Origin of the sequence: Streptomyces longisporus (assembly GCF_039532765.1) — a bacterium.
Lineage (GTDB): Bacteria > Actinomycetota > Actinomycetes > Streptomycetales > Streptomycetaceae > Streptomyces > Streptomyces longisporus.
On the sequence record NZ_BAAASG010000010.1, the window covers coordinates 280158 to 300291 of the forward strand.

Genomic DNA, 20134 nt, shown 5'->3' on the forward strand with positions numbered 1-20134 from the left:
GTGAGCGGAGGCGACAGTCGGGCGTGGTGAATGCCAGAGGCACCGTGCGGCTCTTGGAGCGGCAGCAGATGCGGCTGCGGCTGCTCGGCGCCGTGGACGAGGACCGGCGCGATGTCGAGGTGCTGCTGACCGCGCTGCAGCAGGCGGTGGCCGAGGTGCACGGCCTGGGCGGCATGGTGCATCTGCCGGGCGGCGGAATGAGCGGCGTTCTCTATCTGGTCGCCGACAGCGGGCTGCCGGAGTCGATGACCCGGCCCTGGCTGATCATCCCGGCCCGGGGCAAGGCGCCGCCCAGCAGGGCCGCCCGCAGTGACACCGTCGCCTGGCAGCCCGATCTGGCCCCGCCCGACCCGGTGCCCGGCCGGGACCCCGCCGCGCTGTGGCCTTCCGGGCTTCCCGTGGGCATCGGGCACCTGGCCGTTCCCGTTCCGGGCGGCGGCGGCAGGCGCGGTGCGCTCTCCGTGCTCTTCGCTCCGGGCACCGAGCCCGGCCCGGCGGAGCACGCGTTTCTGCACGACGTGGCGGCCTGGATGTCCGGGAGGCTCAGGTCGTCCGGGATCCTCAATCCGCCCTGCACCCTGCTACGGGCCCTGCAGCACGGGCCGGGGCCGCGGGACGCTCCGGCGCAGGAGGTGGAAGGGGCGCCGGCCCTCACGTACACCTGGGATCTGCGCACCGGCGAGCTGACCGCGGGCGGGCCCGTCGACGAGGTGCTGCCCGGCATCGATCCGCAGATCATGACCGGCGGTATCGAGGCGTGGGCGGCGCTGATCCACCCGGACGACCTGCCGGCGGCGGTGGCCGGCTTCGACACGGGTATCCAGGAGCGCGGCGGCTTCCAGCACGAGTACCGGATCCGGCGCCAGGACGGCACGTACGTCTGGATCGAGGCCCGGGCCCGGACGATCACGGACGAGGCGGGGGCGCCGGTGAAGGTGACCGGCACCATCCGGGACAGCAGCGAGACGCACACGGCCGCCGAGTCGGTGGGGCGGGCGCTGCGGCACATGAGCGACGGCTTCGTCTCCCTGGACACGGACTGGCGCGTCGAGTTCCTGAACCAGGCCGCCGAGCGGCTCTTCGGACCTGCGGGAGAGGTGGCCGGGGCGCTGCTCCGGGACGTTCCCGCGGTGCGTGCCGTGCCGGGGCTCGAGCAGCGGTGCCGGGCGATCGCGGCCGAGGGCCGGCCGGCCGGTTTCGACGTGCCGTGGCCGGACGGGACGTCCTGGTACCACCTGCGGCTGGTGCCGGTGCCGGAAGGCCTCACCCTCTACATCACCGACACCACCGAGCGGCATCTGCGGGAGGTCGAGCGGGCCGCCGCGGAACGGGCGGCGGCGGAGCGGGCGGCCCTGGTGCAGCGGGTCACCCGGGAGCTGGCCGAGGCCGTCACCGCCCAGGATGTGATGGCGGCGGTGGCCGACGGTGTGATGTCCCCCCTCGGCGCCACCGGGCTGATCATGCTCGGCGTGGTCGACGACCGGCTGACCGTGGTCGGCTCCCGGGGATACCCGCAGCACTTCACCCGGGCGCTGGAAGGACAGTGGACGGTACGGGACACCACCAACCCGGTGGGTGACGCCCTGCGCACCCGCACCCCCCTGCACATCGCCTCCCCGGAGGAGTTCCGAAAACGCTATCCGGGAGCCGAGGTCCTGGTCCGGGAGGGCGGCTCGCAGGCGTGGGCCTTTCTGCCGCTTGCGGTGTCGGGGCGCGGGATCGGCGCCGCGGTGATCTGCTTCGACCGGCCGCGGGCGCTGGACGACGACGAACGGACCCTGCTGACCGCCCTCAGCGGACTGATCGCGCAGGCCCTGGAGCGGGCGGGGCTCTACGACGAGGCGACGACCCGGGCCCGTACCCTCCAGCGCAGCCTGCTGCCGCAGGCACTGCCCGAACTGCCCGAGGTGACGGTGGCCGCGCGCTACCAGCCGGCCAAGCAGGGTGCCGACGTCGGCGGCGACTGGTACGACGTGATCCCGCTCTCCGCGGCCCGGGTGGCGCTCGTGATCGGCGACGTCATGGGCCACGGAATGGCCGAGGCCGCCACCATGGGCGGGCTGCGCACAGCCGTCCGCACCCTCTCGGAGCTGGAGCTGCCGCCCGACGAAATCCTCGGCCACCTCAACGACATCATCGGTGAACCGGGCACCGACGCCTTCGCCACCTGTCTGTACGGCATCTACGACCCGGTCACCCGGCAGCTGTCGTACGCCAGCGCCGGTCAGCCGCCCCCGGCGGTGGCCCGGCCCGACGGCACCGTGACCTTCCTGCCCATGACCCCGGATCCGCCGCTGGGTGTGGCCACTCCCCCGTTCGAGACCCTCGAGACCGAGCTGCCCGCCGAGAGCCTGCTCGCCCTCTACAGCGACGGCCTGGTGGAGAGCAAGGACCGGGATGTCACCACCGGCATGAACCGCCTCGCCGAGCTGCTCTTCGAGTCCGTGAACGCCGGGCCGGGCGCACCCGGGGACGGGTTGGACGGCCTGTGCGCCGCCATCACCTCCGCTCTGCTGCCCGCCCACCGCGCGCTGACCGACGACGCGGCCCTGCTGCTGGCCCGCACCCACCCGCTGGCCGCGGAGAACGTCGCCGAGTGGCCGTTGCCGGAGGACCCGGTGGCGGCGGGCCAGGCCCGCGAGCTGGTCCGCGCCCAGCTCGCCGACTGGGACCTGGCAGACGAGGACCTGGTCATGACCACCGAGCTGCTGGTCAGCGAGCTGGTCGGGAACGTGATCCGGCACGCCTGCGGCCCCATCCGGCTGCGCATGCTCCGCAGCCGCGCACTGATCTGCGAGGTCTCCGACGCCAGCCTGACCACACCGCACATCCGGCACACCTCCGCCACCGACGAGGACGGCCGCGGCCTGCAGCTCATCTCCGCCCTCTGCCGGCGCTGGGGCACCCGCCACACCCGCACCGGCAAGTCCATCTGGACCGAACAGGCCCTGCCCGCCGGTGCAGTCGACGTCTGACCTCGCGGACGGGTCCTCGCGAACGGGTCAGGTCAGCGGGTCGAGGAACGTCAGTACGGAGGCGTCCTCCTCGATCAACGGGGCGAGGGCGGCGTTGAAGGGGGCGCCGTAGGGCTGCTTCAGATGCGCCTGGAAGGCGTCCTCGTCGCGGTACACCTCGAAGATCCAGAAGGCTCGCGGGGCGGCGGCCTTGGTGTAGGCGTCGAAGGCGAGGTTGCCTTCCTCCTCGCGGACCTTCTCGGCGTACTCCCGCAGCAGACGGGCGACTTCGTCCTCCGTTCCCTCGCGGGCGGTGAACTCGGCGAACAGGGTCTTGGTCACAGCGGTCCCTCTCGTTGCGTTGTCGGCGGATGTCCGGCGGGTGTTCAGGGTTGCGTCAGCTCGCTCTGCCAGGGCGGGTTGGGTCCGGGGACCGCGCAGGTCAGGGCCGCGACCCGGGTGGCGAACACACAGGCTTCGGCGACCGCGGCGAGGTCCAGCCCCTTGAGCCGGCCGCCGAGGAATCCGCGGGTGCCGAGGTGGTGCAGCAGGCCGGCCGTGAAAGAGTCCCCCGCCCCGACCGTGTCGACCACCCGGGTGGCGACCGCGGGGACCTGGATCCGTTCACCGTCGAGGGAGGCCAGGGCCCCTTCGGCGCCGCGTGTGATCACGACGAGCCGCGCTCCGGCGGCGTGCCAGCTGTCGCAGGCCTTCTCGGGAGGCGTGTCCGGCAGCAGGAGTGCCAGGTCGTCCTCGCTCAGCCGCAGTACGTCGGCGAGGGCGCACCAGTGCGCCAGCCGGGCGCGGTAGATGTCGGGGTCGACCAGCAGCGGCCGGACGTTGGGGTCGATGCTGATGGTCGTGTGCGGGGCGGCCGCCGCCAGGAAGTCCTCCACCACTGCTGCGCCGGGCTGCTGGACCAGAGCCAGGGAACCGGTGTGCACACAGGCGGTTTCGGACAGGTCCACGCGCGCCAACTCCTCGGCCGTCCACTGCCAGTCGGCCGTGTTCTGCGCATGGAAGGAGAACGCGGCCTGCCCCCGCTCGTCCAGTTCCGCGACCGCGAGGGTGCTGGGTTCGGCGGCCGCGACCGCGTACGACAGGTCCACGCCGGACGCCTCGAGACGGGTCCGGAACAGGCGCCCGAACACATCGCCGGACAGCCGGGCCAGGAAGCGCGCCGGGGTACCCAGCCTGGCCAGGGAGACCGCCGTATTCGCAGGTCCGCCGCCCGGCAGCACGCGCAGTGCGAGTTCGTTCGCAGTGTCCGCCGGTTCGGTGAAGGCGTCCGCGACGCACTCTCCGAGGACGGTGATCCGACGCGGGCTCATGGGCGCCCTTCTTTCCGAAGGCAGGGGGGACGTTGCCGATTTGTGACGAGTACAAGGCATTGACGTTGCCGCGAACGGGAGTCCATCATCCTCGCCAGGCGGTGTCAACGATGACATAAGTCAACGATGACACCGCGGGCAGCCCGACCCGATCCGACCGCCGCTCGCCGTCCCGCATCCCGCAGGAGTCGTTCATGTCTCGCACCACTCGCCTGTCCCCCTCCCTCCTCAGGGCCGCCGCGGTCACGGGCGTCGCGGCCCTCGCTCTCACCGCCTGCGGATCCGGCTCCGGATCGAGCTCCACCAGCGCCGGCTCGGGCAGCGTCAAGGTCGGTCTGATCACCAAGACCGACACCAACCCGTTCTTCGTGAAGATGAAGGAGGGCGCGGAGAAGGCCGCCAAGCAGGACGGCGTCCAGCTGATGACCGCCGCGGGCAAGTTCGACGGGGACAACGCCGGACAGGTCACCGCCATCGAGAACATGGTCGCCGCCGGCGTGAAGGGCATCCTGATCACCCCGAGCGACTCCAAGGCGATCGTGCCCGCGGTCCAGAAGGCCCGCGCCAAGGGGGTCCTGGTCATCGCGCTGGACACCCCGACCGAGCCGCAGAGCGCGGTCGACGCCCTCTTCGCCACCAACAACCTCAACGCCGGCAAGCTCATCGGCCAGTACGCGAAGGCCGCCATGAAGGGCAAGACGGCGAAGATAGCCACCCTCGACCTCGCGCCGGGCGTCTCCGTCGGCGTCCTGCGTCACAACGGTTTCCTGCAGGGCTTCGGCGCCACCGACAAGGACGTCGCCTGCGCCCAGGACACCGGCGGTGACCAGGCCAAGGGCCAGACCGCGATGGAGAACTGCCTGCAGAAGGACCCGGGCATCAACCTCGTCTACACCATCAACGAGCCCGCTGCGCTGGGCGCGTACACCGCGCTGAAGGCCAAGGGCCGCGAGAAGGACGTCCTGATCGTCTCCGTCGACGGTGGCTGCACCGGCACCCAGGCGGTCAAGGACGGCAAGATCGCCGCGACCTCGCAGCAGTACCCGCTGAAGATGGCCGCGGAGGGCGTCAAGGCCGTCGTCTCCTACGCCAAGACCGGCAAGAAGGCGTCCGGTTACACCGACACCGGCGTCAACCTGATCACCGACAAGGCGCAGGCGGGCGTCACGTCCAAGGACACGGCGTTCGGCCTGCAGAACTGCTGGGGCTGAGCCGCCCCCTAGGCCCGCGACAACTTCCCCTCCCCCCTCAGCGGGGCGGCCGGCTCCTCCTCCCCGCCCGGGACGGCCGCCCCCTCGTCCTCCAGTCCTCCTGCCAGGAACGTGCCGGGCGGACAAGGACTTCTGTCTTCCGACAAGGACTTCGCATGACTGCCACGACAACGCCTTCGGGCACGTCCTCGCCGTATGCCGATCTCAAAGCGCCGACCACGCTGCGCAGGCTGCTCACGGCACCGACCACCGGCCCTCTGGTCGCCCTCCTCCTGGCCTGTGCCTACTTCTCGATCTCGACCGACCAGTTCCTCACCGGCGGGAACTTCTCGCTGATCGTGCAGCAGGTCATGGTCGTGGGCACCCTCGCCATCGGCCAGACCCTGATCATCCTCACCGCGGGCATCGACCTGTCGTGCGGTGCCGTGATGGCGTTCGGCAGCATCGTCATCGCCAAGATGGCCGCGGGCGGCACCCTGCCCCCGCTCGTCGCCATCGCCCTGGGCATCGCCGTATGCGCCGGATTCGGCCTGCTCAACGGGCTGTTGGTGCAGAAGATCCCGCTGCCGCCGTTCATCGTCACGCTCGGCATGCTCAACGTGGCGTTCGCGCTGACCCACATCTACTCCAACGAGCAGACCATCACCAGCCTGCCCGGCCCGCTGACGGCTCTCGGGCAGACCTTCCCGCTCGGCCACACCGACATCACCTACGGCTCGCTGGTCACCATCGCCCTGTTCCTGCTGCTCGCCTACGCGCTGAGCAACACCAGTTGGGGCCGGCACGTCTACGCCCTGGGCAACAGCCAGGAAGCCGCACGCCTGAACGGCATCCGCACCTCCCGCCTGACCATCGGCATCTACACGGTCGCGGGTCTGCTCTACGGCATCGCGGCCCTGCTGCTCATCTCGCGCACCGGAGTCGGCGACCCGCAGGCCGGGCAGACCGACAACCTCGACAGCATCACCGCGGTGGTGCTCGGCGGCACAAGCCTCTTCGGCGGACGCGGTTCGGTCCTGGGCACCTTCATCGGCGTGCTCATCGTCGGTGTGTTCCGCAACGGCCTGCAGCTGATGGGCGTCGCCTCCATCTACCAGACCCTGATCACCGGTGTGCTGGTGATCCTCGCGGTGACCGTCGACCAGATCTCCCGGAAGAAGGCCCGATGACCGCCACCTCCTCCCCCACGCCCGTGCTGCAGGCCCGCGGTCTGGTCAAGCGCTACGGCCATGTCACCGCCATCGACGGCGCGGACTTCGACCTGCTGCCCGGCGAGGTGCTCGCCGTCATCGGCGACAACGGCGCCGGCAAGACCAGCCTGATCAAGGCGCTCACCGGTGCGCTGGTCCCCGACGCGGGCGAGATACGCCTCAACGGGAAGCCGATCACCTTCTCCGGTCCGCAGAGCGCCCGCGCCCACGGCATCGAGACCGTCTACCAGGACCTCGCCGTGGCCGCCTCCATGGACATCGCCTCGAACATGTTCCTCGGGCGCGAGCTGCGCCGTCCAGGCATCCTCGGCAGCGTCTTCCGCATGCTCGACAAGAAGCGCATGCGCGAGGAGGCCTCCGAGCACATGGCCGACCTGAAGATCGGTCTGCGCTCGCTCACGCAGTCGGTGGAGACCCTCTCCGGCGGACAGCGGCAGGCCGTCGCGGTCGCCCGGTCCGTCGCCTGGGCCGGCAGCGTCGTCGTCATGGACGAACCGACCGCCGCCCTCGGTGTCAAGGAGTCGGGGCAGGTCCTGGACCTGATCCGGCGCGTCCGCGACAAGGGACTGCCGGTGGTTCTGATCAGCCACAACATGCCGCATGTCTTCGAGATCGCCGACCGGATCCACGTCCACCGGCTGGGCAAGCGGGCTGCGGTGATCAAGCCGTCCGACTACTCCATGGCGGAGGTCGTCGCGATCATGACCGGCGCGCTCACCGTCGATGCGGCCGGGGGTACCGTCGTAGCGGATTCCGAGGCCGCGAAGGCGGCCGGAGTTCAGGCCAACTGACCACACGACCCAGCTCCCGCATGTTCCGGCCGAGGCCGCGGCCGGAAACCGGGAGCTGACAGGAGACGTTCCTCCATGGCTGCGAGCCGCCGCCCCACCCTGGCCGACGTCGCCCGGGAAGTAGGTGTCAGTGCCAAGACGGTTTCCCGGGTCCTCAACGAGGACGGCCCCGTGTCGCCCCGGACCAGGGAACAGGTCCTCGCCGCCGTCGCCGAACTCGGTTTCCAGCCCAACCTCATGGCCCGCAACATCCGCGTCGGCGGCCCGGACACCACCATCGGCCTGGTCATCCCCGACCTCGCCAACCCCTTCTTCGGGGCCGTGGCCCGCGCCATCGAGGACACGGTCGGCGAGCGCGGGCTCACGCTGCTCATGGGCTCCTCCGCGGACGACCCCGACCGGGAACGGGCCCTGACGGACAAGTTCCTGGCCCGGCGCGTCAGCATCCTGATGATCGTGCCGTCCGTGGGCGCCGACCACTCCCACCTCAAGAGCCATCGCGCGGCGGGACTGCCCGTGGTCTTCCTCGACCGTCCGGGCGTCGGCCTGTCCACGGACAGCATCGTCAGCTCCAACCGTGCGGGCACCCATGACGGGGTCGCCCATCTGATCGCCCACGGCCACCGCCGCATCGGCTTCATCGGCGACCTGCCCGTGAAGCTGTACACCCGCCGCGAACGGCTGGCCGGATACCGTACGGCGCTGCAGGAGGCCGGTCTCGCGTACGACCGCGCGCTGGTCACCAACGCCCACGACCAGCCGGCGGCCGCGACGGCGACCGCCCAGCTGCTCGCCCTGTCCGATCCGCCCACCGCCCTGTTCGCCGGCAACAACATGGTCGCGCTCGGCATGGTCGCCGAACTCGCCCGCAGCGAGCGGAAGGACGTCGCGGTCGTCGCCTTCGACGACGTACCGCTCGCCGAGGCGCTCGAACCGGCGCTGACCGTCGTGGCCCAGGACCCCGAGGAGATCGGACGGGCGGCCGCGGCGACGGCGCTGGCGCGGCTGGACGGGGACCGGTCGCGGGCGCGGACCATTACCGTGCCCACGCGGCTGATTGTCCGGGGCTCCGGCGAGCGGTATGCACCTGCGGTGCGGGGGGTTTGACCGGGGTCGCCATTGTCCGTCGGTCGTCTGCGGCTTCGTCGTGGCTGGTCGCGCAGTTCCCCGCGCCCCTGAAGGGGCGCTGCCGAACCGTCGCGGCCTTCGCGCACCCCGCTCAGAAACCGTGACCGTCGCAGCAACCGTCCCTGCGCATCAGGCGTCCCATGCCCAACCAGTCCTCCTCCCGCGTAGTTGCATTCTCCGCCGACGGCTCGAAGGCTGCGACCAGTTCCTCAGTGGTGTACGGCACCCCGCCCCTGAGTACCGAGACCGTACGGACAAGGGTCGCGAAGTCCGTGAAGGGGTCGCCGTCGATCACCGTCAGGTCGGCGAGCTTGCCCTTCTCCACCGTGCCGAGGTCGCCGTCGACGCCGAAGAGGCGGGCGGGGAGGACCGTGGCGGTGCGCAGGGCCTGGGCCGGGGTGAGGCCGCCCCGGTGCAGGGCGCGCAGGCCGAGGTGGAGGGAGAGGCCGACCGGGACGAGCGGCTGGTCCGTGCCGAGGGCGACCAGGCCGCCGGCGGCCAGGATGCGCCGGTAGACGTCGGTCTCCGTGCGGAGGGTGGCGAGTTGGGCCGGGGTGGGCGGGACGCCCGCCGACTGGCGGACGGCGGCGGTGTCCCACGGGGGCATCACCACCGTGACCCGCGGGTCGTCCGCCAGGGCGGGGTCCGCGCCGAGGAGGGGTGCGGAGGTGAAGGGGGTGGCGATCATGGAGAAGCGCACCGCGGGGGCGGTGTAGATCTCGGTGACGTCCTGGTAGGCGCGGCCTCGCGCCGTGACGGCGTGCCCGAACTCGGCGCGCTGCGTGGCCTGCAGATGGGTCGTCAGGTCCTGGCCCAGTTGTACGCCGGGTGAGAGCAGGTGGCCTCCGGTGCGTACGCCGAGGCGTTCGTGGGCGAAGCGGGCCGCCTCCTCCATGATCCAGCCGGGCGCCCGGACATACGTCTTGACGAAGTCCCAGTCCAGGTCGGCGCCCCGTTCCAGGGAGCGGCGCAGACCCTCCCGGGTCCGGTGGGCGCGGCCCATGCTGTAGGCGACGCGTGCCCCGTCGAGGAGTTCGCCGGTGGTCAGCAGCCGCGGCCCGGCGAGCTGTCCGGTGGCCACCGCCTCGCGGATGCGGGCCTGCTCGTAGGCGAAGCCGCCGAGGGAGACGGCCGTGGTGATGCCGTAGGTGAGCTGGCCGGCGGTCTGGCGGCCGCCGTAGGTGCTCTGCCAGGGGTGGGTGTGGGTGTCCCACAGGCCGGGGATCACGGTGTGCGCGGAGGCGTCGACGCGGCGGAGGGCGGCCGTACGCCCGGACGACCGGTGGGGTTCCACCGCGGTGATGCGTCCGGCTCGTACGACGATGTCGACGTCGTCGAGGGTCGTCTCGCCCGTGCCGTCCCACAGGCGTCCGGCGTGCACCACCACGTCCGCGGGGGTGGGTCTGGGGGCGTCGAGGGGGACGCGGACGGTGCGGGCGGGGCCGCCGTCGACGCCGACGAGCCGGAGCCGGCCGCCGGACAGGTACAGCAAGGTCGCCGAGTCGCCGGACCAGGACGGATGGTCGGCCGGTTCCGTGGTGAGGGTGCGCAGCTCGCCGGCCGGGGTGCCGTCGGGGTCGACCGGCAGCAGACACAGCGCCGACTCGACGATCACCGCCATCCAGCGGCCGTCGGGCGACCAGACGGGCCCGGAGTCGTACCGGTCGGAGATCGAGGTGTGGGGCGCCACCGTGTGCAGCCGGTCGGTGCCCGTGGTGGTGTCGACGATCCGGACGAGGTTGTAGCCCTCCCGGAAGCGGGAGTTGAGGCGGTTGCGGTCGCAGAGGGCGAGGTGGCGGCCGTCGGGCGACCAGCTGGGGCGGCCGGGCAGACCGCCGCCGCCGAGGGGGGTGGCGAGGACGCGTTCCTCGCCGGAGGCCAGGTCGCGGACGAGAAGCCGGCCGGTCAGGTCGAGGCAGGCGAGCCGCTGCCCGTCCGGGGAGAGCGCCGGGTGGACCCGGCCGCCGGTCGCTAGCGCGGTCTCCTCGCCGGTGGCGAGATCGTGGCGGTACACACCGAGGAGGCCGTCGCGGTCGTCGGCGTAGAGAAGCGACCGGCCGTCGGGAGCCCAGGCGGGGGCGAGCAGATACCGGGTGCGGGGTGCGGTGTGCAGCCGCCGGGGCGGGCGCCCTCCCGAACTGCCCACGAGCCAAAGTGAGTTGAGGGCGGCGAACGCGATCTGCCGCCCGTCGGGCGACAGCGCGGGCAGATGGATGCCACGCACCGGACGGGCCCGGCCCGGCTCCCCGAGGTCGTACGCCTTGGTCCCGTACCGGGCCCGCCGCACGGGCAGTACGCCCTCGAAGGGGATGGTCTGCGGCTGCTCGGGCCGCTCCGGTCGTACGAGGGTGAAGGTGCCGTCGAGCGTCAGCAGCAGCTCTCCCGCCGCCGTCCAGCGCGGGGGCACCGGAGCGATGTCCCCCGCCACCGGGACGGGGTGCCCGTCCACGACCAGCGTGCAGGAGCCGTTCGGGGCGGCCGTGGTGCGCAGATGGGCCAGACGGCCGTCGGCGGCCAGGGCCGGGGTCATGACCTGCGCGGCCTCGGTCTCGGTGTGCCGAACGGTGACCGGTCCGGTGCCGTCGGCGGGGACGGCGGCGATCGTACGGGCCTCCAGGCCGGTGCCCAGGGGTGTGGCGACGGGCTTGGCGCGGACGAAGAGGATGCTGCTGCCGTCGGGTGACCAGGTGGGGTCGAAGTCCTCCCACGGGCCGTCCTGGAGGGGGCCGTCCTGGCCGGTCAGGCCGGTGACCCGGGTGATACGGCCGGTGCGCAGCTCAAGCACGTGGATGCGGTACGGACTGCCGGCGACGGGGTCGCCGTCGCGCTCGGAGGCGAAGGCGAGCCGGGTGCCGTCGGGCGACCAGGCCGGGCCACGGTCGTCCCAGGGCCCGTCGGTGCGCCGCCGCAGATCGGACCCGTCCGGGCGCATGGTCCAGAGGTGGAAGCCGCCGCCCCGGTAGGCGCAGAAGGCGACGAGCGTGCCGTCCGGGGAGTGGGTGGGCCGGTTGGGTTCGAGGTCGACCGGGGTCAGGGGACGGGCCTTGCCGCCCGCGCGGGGCAGCGACCAGAGGGTGCCCTGCACCTCGGCGATCAGACGGTCACCGGCGAGGGTGGCCGAACCGTTGGTGGCCTGGGTGAAGGACAGGGAGGGGGTGCCGGTGCGGGCTCGCGCGATCGGCACGGCCGCACCCAGGAGCGGCAACGCGCCTGTCGCGGCGAGGAGTTGACGACGGGTCGGACGAAAGGCGGAGGTCACGGAGGTCCGGTCACAGTCCATGGCAGTACACACTGTCGCACCACCCGCCTCGGGCTCAACGATGTCATCGGCCATCACTCGTGCGGGGGCGGGCCCGGCAACCGGAGCCGGTCCGCAGGAGGGGCCGCACTCACCGCTAATTCGGATGCGTCTGCGAGTCGGGGCGGGTAACGTCCGGGTCCGACGCCTTCCGATGCGCCGTGCCCCGGTTACTTCCTGTCGAAAAAACACCGGTGCCCACCTTTGATCTCGGAAGGCGCCCGACTTCGCGTCCGCGGGATCGCGGCCGCCCATCGCTCACGCGTTCCCCACGACGCACGCTTCCGACCTCCCATCACCAGGGCCGACCGCCAGGGGGACTTCTGCATGACCCGGTTCAACCGTCAGCGGGCCAGAACCGAGGCCAGGACCGAGATCCGGGCCGAGCTTCCGGGCCTGACCGCAGGCGGAGCGACGTCCTCGCTCTCCACCCATGGCCGGTGGCTGGTACCGGCGTCGAAGGCCGTCAGCCGGACGGTTCTCTCCTTGCCGCAGGGCGTCAACCACCAGGGCGGCGCCGGGTACGTCCGGGAACCGAAGACCGAGCTCTTCCTGCTGGCGGTGGCCAACATGGTCGGGCAGCGCAGCTTCTACGAGAGCGCGCAGTCCCGGGACGAGCGCTACGCGCGGCTGATGCGTGAGCTTGCGGTCAGCGACCCCGCGTGGACGCTCGGGCTGCTGCGCTGGCTGCGTACCGAGGCCCATATGCGGACGGCGTCCGTGGTGGGGGCGGCCGAGTTCGTCCGGGGCCGGCGCGACGCCGGGCTGGTCGGGTTCTCGCGTCAGGCCGTGGACGCCGTACTCCAACGCGCCGACGAGCCCGGCGAGTTGCTGGCGTACTGGACGGGCCGGTACGGGCGGGTCCTGCCGCAGCCCGTCAAGCGTGGCGTCGCAGACGCGGTGCGGCGCCTCTACACGGGGCGCGCGCTGCTCAAGTACGACACCGGCTCACACGGTTTCCGCTTCGGTGACGTCATCGAGCTGACCCACCCCGCCCCGGATCCGGGGCGGCCCTGGCAGGGCGAGCTGTTCCGGTATGCCCTGGACCGACGCCACCGCCCCGACCGCGCCGTTCCGCCGGCCGGCGACGCGCTCCTCGCCGCGCACCATGCGCTGATGGCCGTACCGGCCGATGAACGGTACGCGCTGGTCACCGCGGAGGGCGGGGCTCAGCGGCTGACCGCGGCCGGGATGACCTGGGAGGCGCTGGCGGGCTGGCTGCACGGGCCGCTGGACGCCGCCGTGTGGGAGGCCGTGATCCCCTCGATGGGGACGATGGCGCTCGTCCGCAACCTGCGCAACTTCGACCTCGCCGGCATCGACGACCGGACGGCCGCCGAGGTGGCCCGCAGAATCTCCGACCCGGCCGAGGTGCTGCGTTCCGGCCAGTTCCCCTTCCGCTACCTGGCCGCCCACCGCAGCGCGCCGGCCCGTCGCTGGGAGGAGGCCTTGGAGGCGGCCCTCGGGCACTCCCTCGTCAACGTGCCGGCGCTGCCCGGCCGGACGCTGGTGCTGGTCGACCGCTCAGGCTCGATGTTCGACCTGCCCAGCGCCATGACCCGGCTCAACCGGGCCGACTCGGCCGCCATCTTCGGTACGGCGCTGGCGCTGCGGGCCGAGCAGGCCGATCTCGTCGAGTTCGGCACCGACAGCCGGACGGTCGAGCTGGAGCCGGGCGGGTCCGTGCTCCGGACACTGGACCGGTTCCACGACCTCGGGGGCACCGACACGGCCGGAGCGGTCGCCCGGCACTACGCCGAGCACGACCGGGTGGTCGTCGTCACCGACGAACAGGCCCACTGGACCGCGTCCCTCGACCCGCTCGCCGCCGTCCCGGAGCACGTCCCCGTGTACACATGGAATCTGGCCGGCTATTCCAGGGGTCACAGCGGTGCCGGACCGCACCGGCACACCTTCGGCGGCCTCGGCGACGCCGCGTTCCGGCTGATCCCGCTCCTGGAGTCGGGCCGGGCTGCCGACTGGCCCTGGGAAGCCCGCTGTCCCTGAGTGTGTCCGCCCTCGTGGATCCCGCGAGGCCTCCCGCGCGTCGACCGTTTTTCTTGACGATCTCCTGACGCGTGCGGGCGCATCCGGCCAACTCCGTGCGGTGTCTACTTCCTTGTCTCAATCCTTACGGGGAATTTTTTCGAGGAATGGAGTGCCATGGAAGGCACTGTGGTCGCGGTCGTGCTGGTGGCTGTGGCGGTCCTGCTCGTGCTGCGCAGCGGGATGCGGGTGGTCAACCAGGTCGAGCGCGGGGTCGTGTTCCGGATGGGCAAGGCGCTGCCGTCGTACCGGCAGCCGGGCGTGACGTTCCTGATTCCGTTCGTCGACCGGATGCGGAAGGTGAACACCCAGGTGGTCACCATGCCGGTGCCGACCCAGGAGGGCATCACCAAGGACAATGTCTCGGTGAAGGTCGACGCGGTCGTCTACTTCCGGGTGACCGATCCGCTGCGGGCCGCCATCGAGGTCCAGGACTACGTCTTCGCCGTCGGGCAGGTCGCCCAGTCGTCGCTGCGCTCCATCATCGGCAAGAGCGACCTCGACGACCTGCTGTCCGACCGTGAGCGGCTGCACGAGGGGCTCGCCCTGATGATCGACAGCCCGGCCGCCGGCTGGGGCGTCCACATCGACCGCGTCGAGATCAAGGACGTACAGCTGCCGGAGTCGCTGAAGCGGTCCATGTCCCGCCAGGCCGAGGCGGAGCGCGAGCGGCGGGCCCGGGTGATCACCGCGGACGGCGAGTTCCAGGCCGCCCAGCAGCTCGCCAACGCCTCTCGCATCATGTCGGACACCCCCGAGGCGATGCAGCTGCGCCTCCTCCAGACGGTCGTGGAGGTCGCGGCCGAGAAGAACTCGACGCTCGTGATGCCGTTCCCGGTGGAGCTGCTGCGGTACTTCGACAAGGCGGCCCAGCAGTTCGGGTCCGGCGGGGCTGCCACGGCTCCTGCAGCGCCGGCCGACCCCCGGCTGCCGTAGCGCAGGACTCGGCCGGTACCCGATGCCTCGGGTACCGGCCGTGGCCGTTCAACCTCGGTCGCCCCGCAGGAGGTTGGCGGCACGGCGGTCGAGCTCAGCGCGTAGTTTCAGGGAGCGCTCGGCCTGGGCCAGGCGATGCTCGTGCTCCAGGCGATGCATCCGTTCGGTCGTCTCCAGCTGGACGCGGTGGCGCTGTACTTCGTGCTCCATCTCGGCGCACGCGTACTGGACCTCGATCTCATCGGCGTGGATCCGGCGGCTCGTCTCGAAACGGGAGACCAGCAGTCGGTCGTACGTCGTGGAGCCGCTCATCAGCTTGCCCAGGACGGGCATGGAGTCGATGCCGAGCAGGAGCAGGTGCACGACGACAAAGATGAGCGCGGCGAACCAGTCGTTCCAGGCGACGGCCTCCAGCGCGTGGGCGCGGGTGAGCAGGCCGTCGTCGGCGAGTTCGGACCGCCGCTTGTGCTCTGCGGCCGCGACGGACCGCTGCAGTGCGGGCCCGTAGGAGGCGGAGGCCCGGTCCTGCTGGGCGGACAGGGTGCTGCCCGTGGTGGTCAGTTTCCTGAGTTGCCCCTCGTAGAAGCCGATCCTGCTCGAGTTGTGGTACGACTTGGCGTCCGCCTTGGCGTTCTCGCAGATCTCGGTGGTGTAGTAATGCCTGCCGACCCAGTTCTGCTTGCTCGGCTCGCACTCCTTCGTCGCAATCGAGTTCTTGCCGCTCTGGGCCTTGTTGATGCCGTCCACCCGGGCCTGCATGATCTTGGTCGCGGCGGCGTTGTCGGCAATGCTCTTGGCGAGCTGGGCGGGCGAGTTCTTCACATTGAGCTGGTAGTCGTGGCAGGCTGCGCTGCCGTCCACCTCCCCGGTCTTGGGGTTGCAGCGGATCAGCATGCCCTCGTAGTGCTTGACCTGTTCGTCGTTGCTCACCGCTATCTGCTGGCGGATCTCCTTGTCGAACAGCTGGAACAGCAGCGGCTCGGCGATCGAGATGCTCAGCAGCAGGGAGATCACCAGGCGGGGCAGCACCGTCCGCAGCAGCCGGCCGGGCGGAATGCCATGGGTGGTGGACACCAGCCAGCTGTCCAGGGCGAGGATCACCCCGGACCAGGCCACGGCGACCGTGATCACGGACGTGAGCGGCAGGCCGCTGCGGTAGGTGGCGAGGGCCACGGCCATGGAGAGCCCGGCGAGCAACGCGGTGTTGAGGACGACCACGCCGTACCGGGTGTAGCGGGGGCGTTCCTCCGGCACGTAGTCCAGTACGTCCTCGCGCACACCGATCAGCCGGCGCAGCCGGACGGCCACGCGGCCGCGGTCGGGACGGTCCGGGCGGAACGGCATGGGCGGACCGGCGAACGCGTCGGCCGGCCTGACCGGAACGTCAGTGGCCAATGTTCTCCCCCATCGCGACCATCACGACCGTCACGCCCATGACGGCTATGACGCTCGTCATGCCCATCACTCTGTTCTCCCCCATCAGGCGTTCTCCTCCATCAGACCGGGGCCGAGGTCGTCGGTGCTGCCGTCGCCGTCCTTGCCGTCACCGTCCGCGTCGACCACGTCGGCCTCGGCCGGCCGGTCGGCCCGTTCGACCTTCACCTGCTCCGCACCCTGTTCCAGGGCCTGCGGAGCGTACTGGGCGCTGTTGACCTTGATGAGGGAGTCCATCTCGACGTGCGAGCTGTCGCCGTGCCCGCGGGCGATGGCTTGTCGCTTGAGGTCGTGCTCCACCCTGAGCACCTCCTCGCGCCAGTCACGCTGCTCCCTGCGCAGCATGTGCATGTCCTCGCGGTCCTGGTCGGCCCGACGCACCTCGTCCGCCCGCCGGGCGGCCTCGTCCTCGCGTCGGTCCTGGCGGTGCGCCTCCCGGATGCGGTCTCCGCGTTCGAGCCGGAAACGCTGCTGCTCCCACTCGACGGCGTTCCGGCGCGCCAGTTCCTCCTGCTCCAGCCTGGCCAGTTCGAGCTCCCGCTCGTAGCGGCGCTGTCCGTCCTCACGCAGCCGTTCCGCGAGCGTGCCCGCGTCCTCCCTGTGGTGGGCAAGGACCTCGGCAGCGGCGGGGTCGTCCCTGAGCACCTTGAGGTCCTCGGTCACCTGGTCCCTGTCGAACCTGTTCCGCTGCGCCTTCATCGTGAGGTCGTGCTGCTGTCCTACGGCGCTGCGGTCCCGCTCGTAGCTCATCCGCAGTCGCTCCAGCTCCTGCCGGTGCTGCTCGCGCAGGAGCTCCATCTCGGAGTCGGCGCGCGCCCTCTCCAGGGCCAGCTCCTCCTCGAACCGCTCCTTCTCCCGCCGTCGCCTGGCCTCCTCGACCTCCCGGACATGCGCGGCCAGTTCCTCGGGTGTGAGGACGTCGACCGCGCCGGGCAGTGCGCGCAGGCCGGAGACCTGCGGGGGCTGCATCTCCTGGTACGCGGTCAGCCGGGCGTCGATCCGGCGGCGGACGAGGGCCGAGTCGGTGATCCGGAGGTCGCCGCCCTCCTCGGCGAGGCCGGGGACGGACCGCAGATAGCCGAGGAGCAGCGCCTCCACATCCGTGACACCGTCGCGTACGACGGCACGGGCATCGGTGACGGTGCAGTGGAAGGTGGTCCGCAGCGTGAAGTCGCCCGCCTCGGCGGACGGGATCCGCATCTCCACCACGACGGGCACGCCGACGCTGCGGTCGACGACGGTGACGGAGGTCGCCTCGACCACCATGCCGTGGTCGGGCCTCAGTTGCCCGTTGTCCTCGATGTAGTCCGCGCCGACCCGGAACACGCGCACCTCGTGCGGCGCGAGCCTCGGCAGCTCGTCGTCGGACCTGGCCTGGCGCCGGGCCAGAAACCCGACGCGCTTGTCGGCCCGCCCGAACTCCCGCTGCTCGACCAGGGGATATCTGTCAGCCATGGTGTGCTTCCTTCGTGCTCGGTGCGCTCAGTACGGCGGAGAGGAAGATGCCTACGAGCCGCTCGGCAATGACGTCGTCGCGGCGTGCCGCGAGCTTTCCCAACTCCGCGCCCAGGAGACCGCGTTCGCGCGGCGAAAGCTCGGCGCCCACAGCCGTTCCCAGCCGCCCGGCGACCGGCTCGGGGTCGTCGCTCGCGGCCGGCAGGGCGCGCAGCATGTCGTACAGGGCCCGCAGTGCCTCGTCCCGCAGGGGGCGGTGGCACACCACCGCGGCCCACAACGTGCCCATGGGGTCGTCCAGTTGGGGCTGCCGGTCGGCGAGCGCGGCGCACAGGGGTCGCCCCGTGCGCAGGTCGCGCACCGTCAGGACGGCCATGACGGTTTTGAAGGTGACCTCCTTCAGCTGGGTGGTGACCGCTGTGGGGCGCTGCAGTTCCACGCGGTGTGCGAGGGCCCGGAAGACGACGCTCGTGTTCTGGCGGCTCTCGGCCAGGATGGCGACGAGGTCGGCCAGGGCGGACACGGCCCGGCTGTCCCTCATGCCGCCACGGCGGATGAGGTGCCACAGCCATTTCACGGCGTCCGTGGGGAAGCGGACGCCCAGTTCCCCGCTGAACGCCCAGGCGGCCGTCGACCGCATCCTAGGATCGAAGGACTGGGCCCAGCCGCGGGCGAGGGTGAGCGCGGTGGCGCCGAGCGCCTCGTCCAGGCACATCCACCACAGCACCATGGCGGCCGCGGACTGGCCCCTCGGCCCGGCCGCGCCCTGCGCCCAGGGGGTCAGATAGCAGCGGACGACCTCGCCGAAGTCGGGCCTGGCCAGCAGAGCCAGACCGGAGGCGACGGACATCTGCAGGGCCGGGTCGGGCTGGGTGCGGACCAGCTCGGTCAACCAGTCCCGTACCCCGTTCCAGTACTCCGTGGAGTGGTTGCGGCACAGCTCCTCCAGCACCCACAGGCGGTACTGCGGGCTGGGGAACACCACGACCGTCCGGGTGAGCGCGTCGTACTTCTGATCCTCGGTGGCGACGAGGGCGTTACGGCTGAGAGAGCGCCGCCGGTCGACGAACGGACGGGGCGCGGGCGCCTCGCCCGCCCCGTCCGGCACATCGGGGAAGGCAGGGGCGATGTGCGGCTCCAGGAGGATCTGCGCCGACTCGAAGTCGCGGCGTCCGGCGCCGGTGACGAAGGCCAGCGTCGTCACCTCGGCCACCTCCTGCAGCGAGCGGTCGGCCGCGAACCACTCGCGCACGGGCCGGGCTGCGCTGCTGCCGTACTCCGACCAGACCCTCTCGGGGTCGCCGCCTCGGGCGATCCGCTCGGCGGCCGCCGCGGCCTCCGCGATCCGGCACCCGTCGGGGAGCCGCTCGACGGCCTCCTTGACGAGCGTGTCGGCGCAGCCCGCCTGCCGCAGCCGTACCCGGACCACATCCGCCAGGTCGGGCAGTTGCCAGTCCACGTGCCGTACCGACTCGGACGGTTCCCCGTCGACCGGGTGCACGGTCGTGACGACCAGGTAGGCCCCCTTCTCGCGCACCTTGTCGCGGACCCGCCGCCAGTCGAAGTCGGCCGTCCCGGACGTCCCCTCGTCCAGCCGGTCGAGCAGGACGTAGCCGTAGCCCTGCGTGAAAGTGGGCCGGCCGGCCAGTTCTTCCAGGCTGTGGTCGGGCGAGAGCACCACGTACTCCACTCCGCCGGTGACCTCGTGCAGCAGCTTCACCGCCGCCGACCGCTTGCCCACGCCCGGCGGCCCGACCAGCACAACCACGCCGTCGTCCTCCAGGGCCTTGCAAGTGGCCTCGAAGCAGGGCGGTCTCACATACGGTGAGATCAGCGCGTGCGCCTCACCGGAGTCGAGCCGGCCGATGGCCCGTCGCCGGGTGCCGCCGGCTTCCGCGCCGCCGATGCCGAAGCGGGCCTGGCGGGCGTCGAGTGCGCCGTTGAAGAACTGGTAGACGTTGTTGTGATGCACCTGGGCAGGCTCGGGGCCGGGGTCTTCGGCCTCGTCCTTGGTGGGGGTTTCGGGATCCGTCTCGACCGGCTCCGCCGGGGTCCCGGACGCTGCGGCGGGTGGGTCCGCCGCCGGGCCGGGCGAGCCCTCGGGGCCGGAGTCGGGCGCGGTGCCGTGCGCCGGACCGCCCGCGGCGTCCGACGCGGGCGTGGCATCGTCGGCCGACGCGGTATCGGCACCGGTGCCCGCCTCCGCGGCCTCAGGACCGCGGGCGGGTGCGGGACCGGGTTCGCGGGCCGCCCGTTCACCGTCCGGCACAGGGCCGTCGGCGGGGCGGGGCGGTTCCCCCGGCGATGCGTTGTCTGCCTCGTTTTCGCTGTTCATCATC

The 20134-nt window shown here is 71.7% G+C and carries 13 protein-coding genes; 7 read left to right on the forward strand and 6 right to left on the reverse strand.

The window, feature by feature from the left end; genetic code table 11:
- The first annotated feature begins 23 nt into the window (after positions 1 to 23).
- Positions 24 to 2975, forward strand: coding sequence for a SpoIIE family protein phosphatase (locus ABD355_RS22370; RefSeq protein ID WP_344402313.1), 2952 nt, complete (start codon positions 24 to 26; stop codon positions 2973 to 2975).
- Positions 2976 to 3002: 27 nt separating this feature from the next.
- Here ABD355_RS22370 and ABD355_RS22375 read toward each other — a convergent pair whose 3' ends face one another.
- On the reverse strand, positions 3003 to 3296 hold the full coding sequence (locus tag ABD355_RS22375; protein ID WP_344402314.1) for a putative quinol monooxygenase: 294 nt from the start codon (positions 3294 to 3296) through the stop codon (positions 3003 to 3005).
- Between the two features lie 44 nt (positions 3297 to 3340).
- Entirely contained in the window at positions 3341 to 4285 is a 945-nt protein-coding gene (locus ABD355_RS22380) for a carbohydrate kinase family protein (protein ID WP_344402315.1), read from the reverse strand.
- A gap of 194 nt (positions 4286 to 4479) precedes the next feature.
- Between ABD355_RS22380 and ABD355_RS22385 the strand changes: the two genes are divergently transcribed.
- From ABD355_RS22385 to ABD355_RS22400, 4 genes are all read left to right on the forward strand, one after another.
- Positions 4480 to 5496, forward strand: coding sequence for a sugar ABC transporter substrate-binding protein (locus ABD355_RS22385; protein WP_344402316.1), 1017 nt, complete (start codon positions 4480 to 4482; stop codon positions 5494 to 5496).
- A gap of 155 nt (positions 5497 to 5651) precedes the next feature.
- Positions 5652 to 6665 carry an ABC transporter permease gene (locus ABD355_RS22390; RefSeq protein ID WP_344402317.1) on the forward strand — a complete coding sequence of 338 codons (1014 nt, stop codon included), beginning with the start codon at positions 5652 to 5654 and terminating at the stop codon, positions 6663 to 6665.
- Positions 6662 to 7498, forward strand: coding sequence for an ATP-binding cassette domain-containing protein (locus ABD355_RS22395; RefSeq protein WP_344402318.1), 837 nt, complete (start codon positions 6662 to 6664; stop codon positions 7496 to 7498). The genes ABD355_RS22390 and ABD355_RS22395 overlap by 4 nt, the downstream gene beginning before the upstream one ends.
- Before the next feature lie 75 nt (positions 7499 to 7573).
- Positions 7574 to 8605 (forward strand): LacI family DNA-binding transcriptional regulator, encoded by a 1032-nt coding sequence (locus tag ABD355_RS22400; protein WP_344402319.1) that lies wholly within the window; start codon positions 7574 to 7576, stop codon positions 8603 to 8605.
- Between the two features lie 112 nt (positions 8606 to 8717).
- Here the strand turns inward: ABD355_RS22400 and ABD355_RS22405 are convergent, their stop codons facing one another.
- A complete protein-coding gene (locus ABD355_RS22405; RefSeq protein WP_344402320.1) occupies positions 8718 to 11906 on the reverse strand; it encodes an amidohydrolase family protein in 3189 nt (1062 codons plus the stop codon).
- 345 nt (positions 11907 to 12251) lie between these two features.
- Here ABD355_RS22405 and ABD355_RS22410 point away from each other — a divergent pair, with 345 nt between their 5' ends.
- Positions 12252 to 13931 (forward strand): TROVE domain-containing protein, encoded by a 1680-nt coding sequence (locus ABD355_RS22410; protein WP_344402321.1) that lies wholly within the window; start codon positions 12252 to 12254, stop codon positions 13929 to 13931.
- A gap of 156 nt (positions 13932 to 14087) precedes the next feature.
- Positions 14088 to 14906 (forward strand): slipin family protein, encoded by an 819-nt coding sequence (locus tag ABD355_RS22415; RefSeq protein WP_344402322.1) that lies wholly within the window; start codon positions 14088 to 14090, stop codon positions 14904 to 14906.
- Between the two features lie 48 nt (positions 14907 to 14954).
- Here ABD355_RS22415 and ABD355_RS22420 read toward each other — a convergent pair whose 3' ends face one another.
- The 3 genes from ABD355_RS22420 to ABD355_RS22430 form a co-directional block, all read right to left on the reverse strand.
- Positions 14955 to 16301, reverse strand: coding sequence for a DUF4407 domain-containing protein (locus tag ABD355_RS22420; protein ID WP_344402323.1), 1347 nt, complete (start codon positions 16299 to 16301; stop codon positions 14955 to 14957).
- Between the two features lie 84 nt (positions 16302 to 16385).
- Entirely contained in the window at positions 16386 to 17795 is a 1410-nt protein-coding gene (locus ABD355_RS22425) for a coiled-coil domain-containing protein (protein ID WP_344402324.1), read from the reverse strand.
- A complete protein-coding gene (locus ABD355_RS22430) occupies positions 17788 to 20133 on the reverse strand; it encodes an nSTAND3 domain-containing NTPase (protein ID WP_344402325.1) in 2346 nt (781 codons plus the stop codon). Before ABD355_RS22430 ends, ABD355_RS22425 begins: the two co-directional genes overlap by 8 nt.
- Position 20134: the final 1 nt, after the last annotated feature.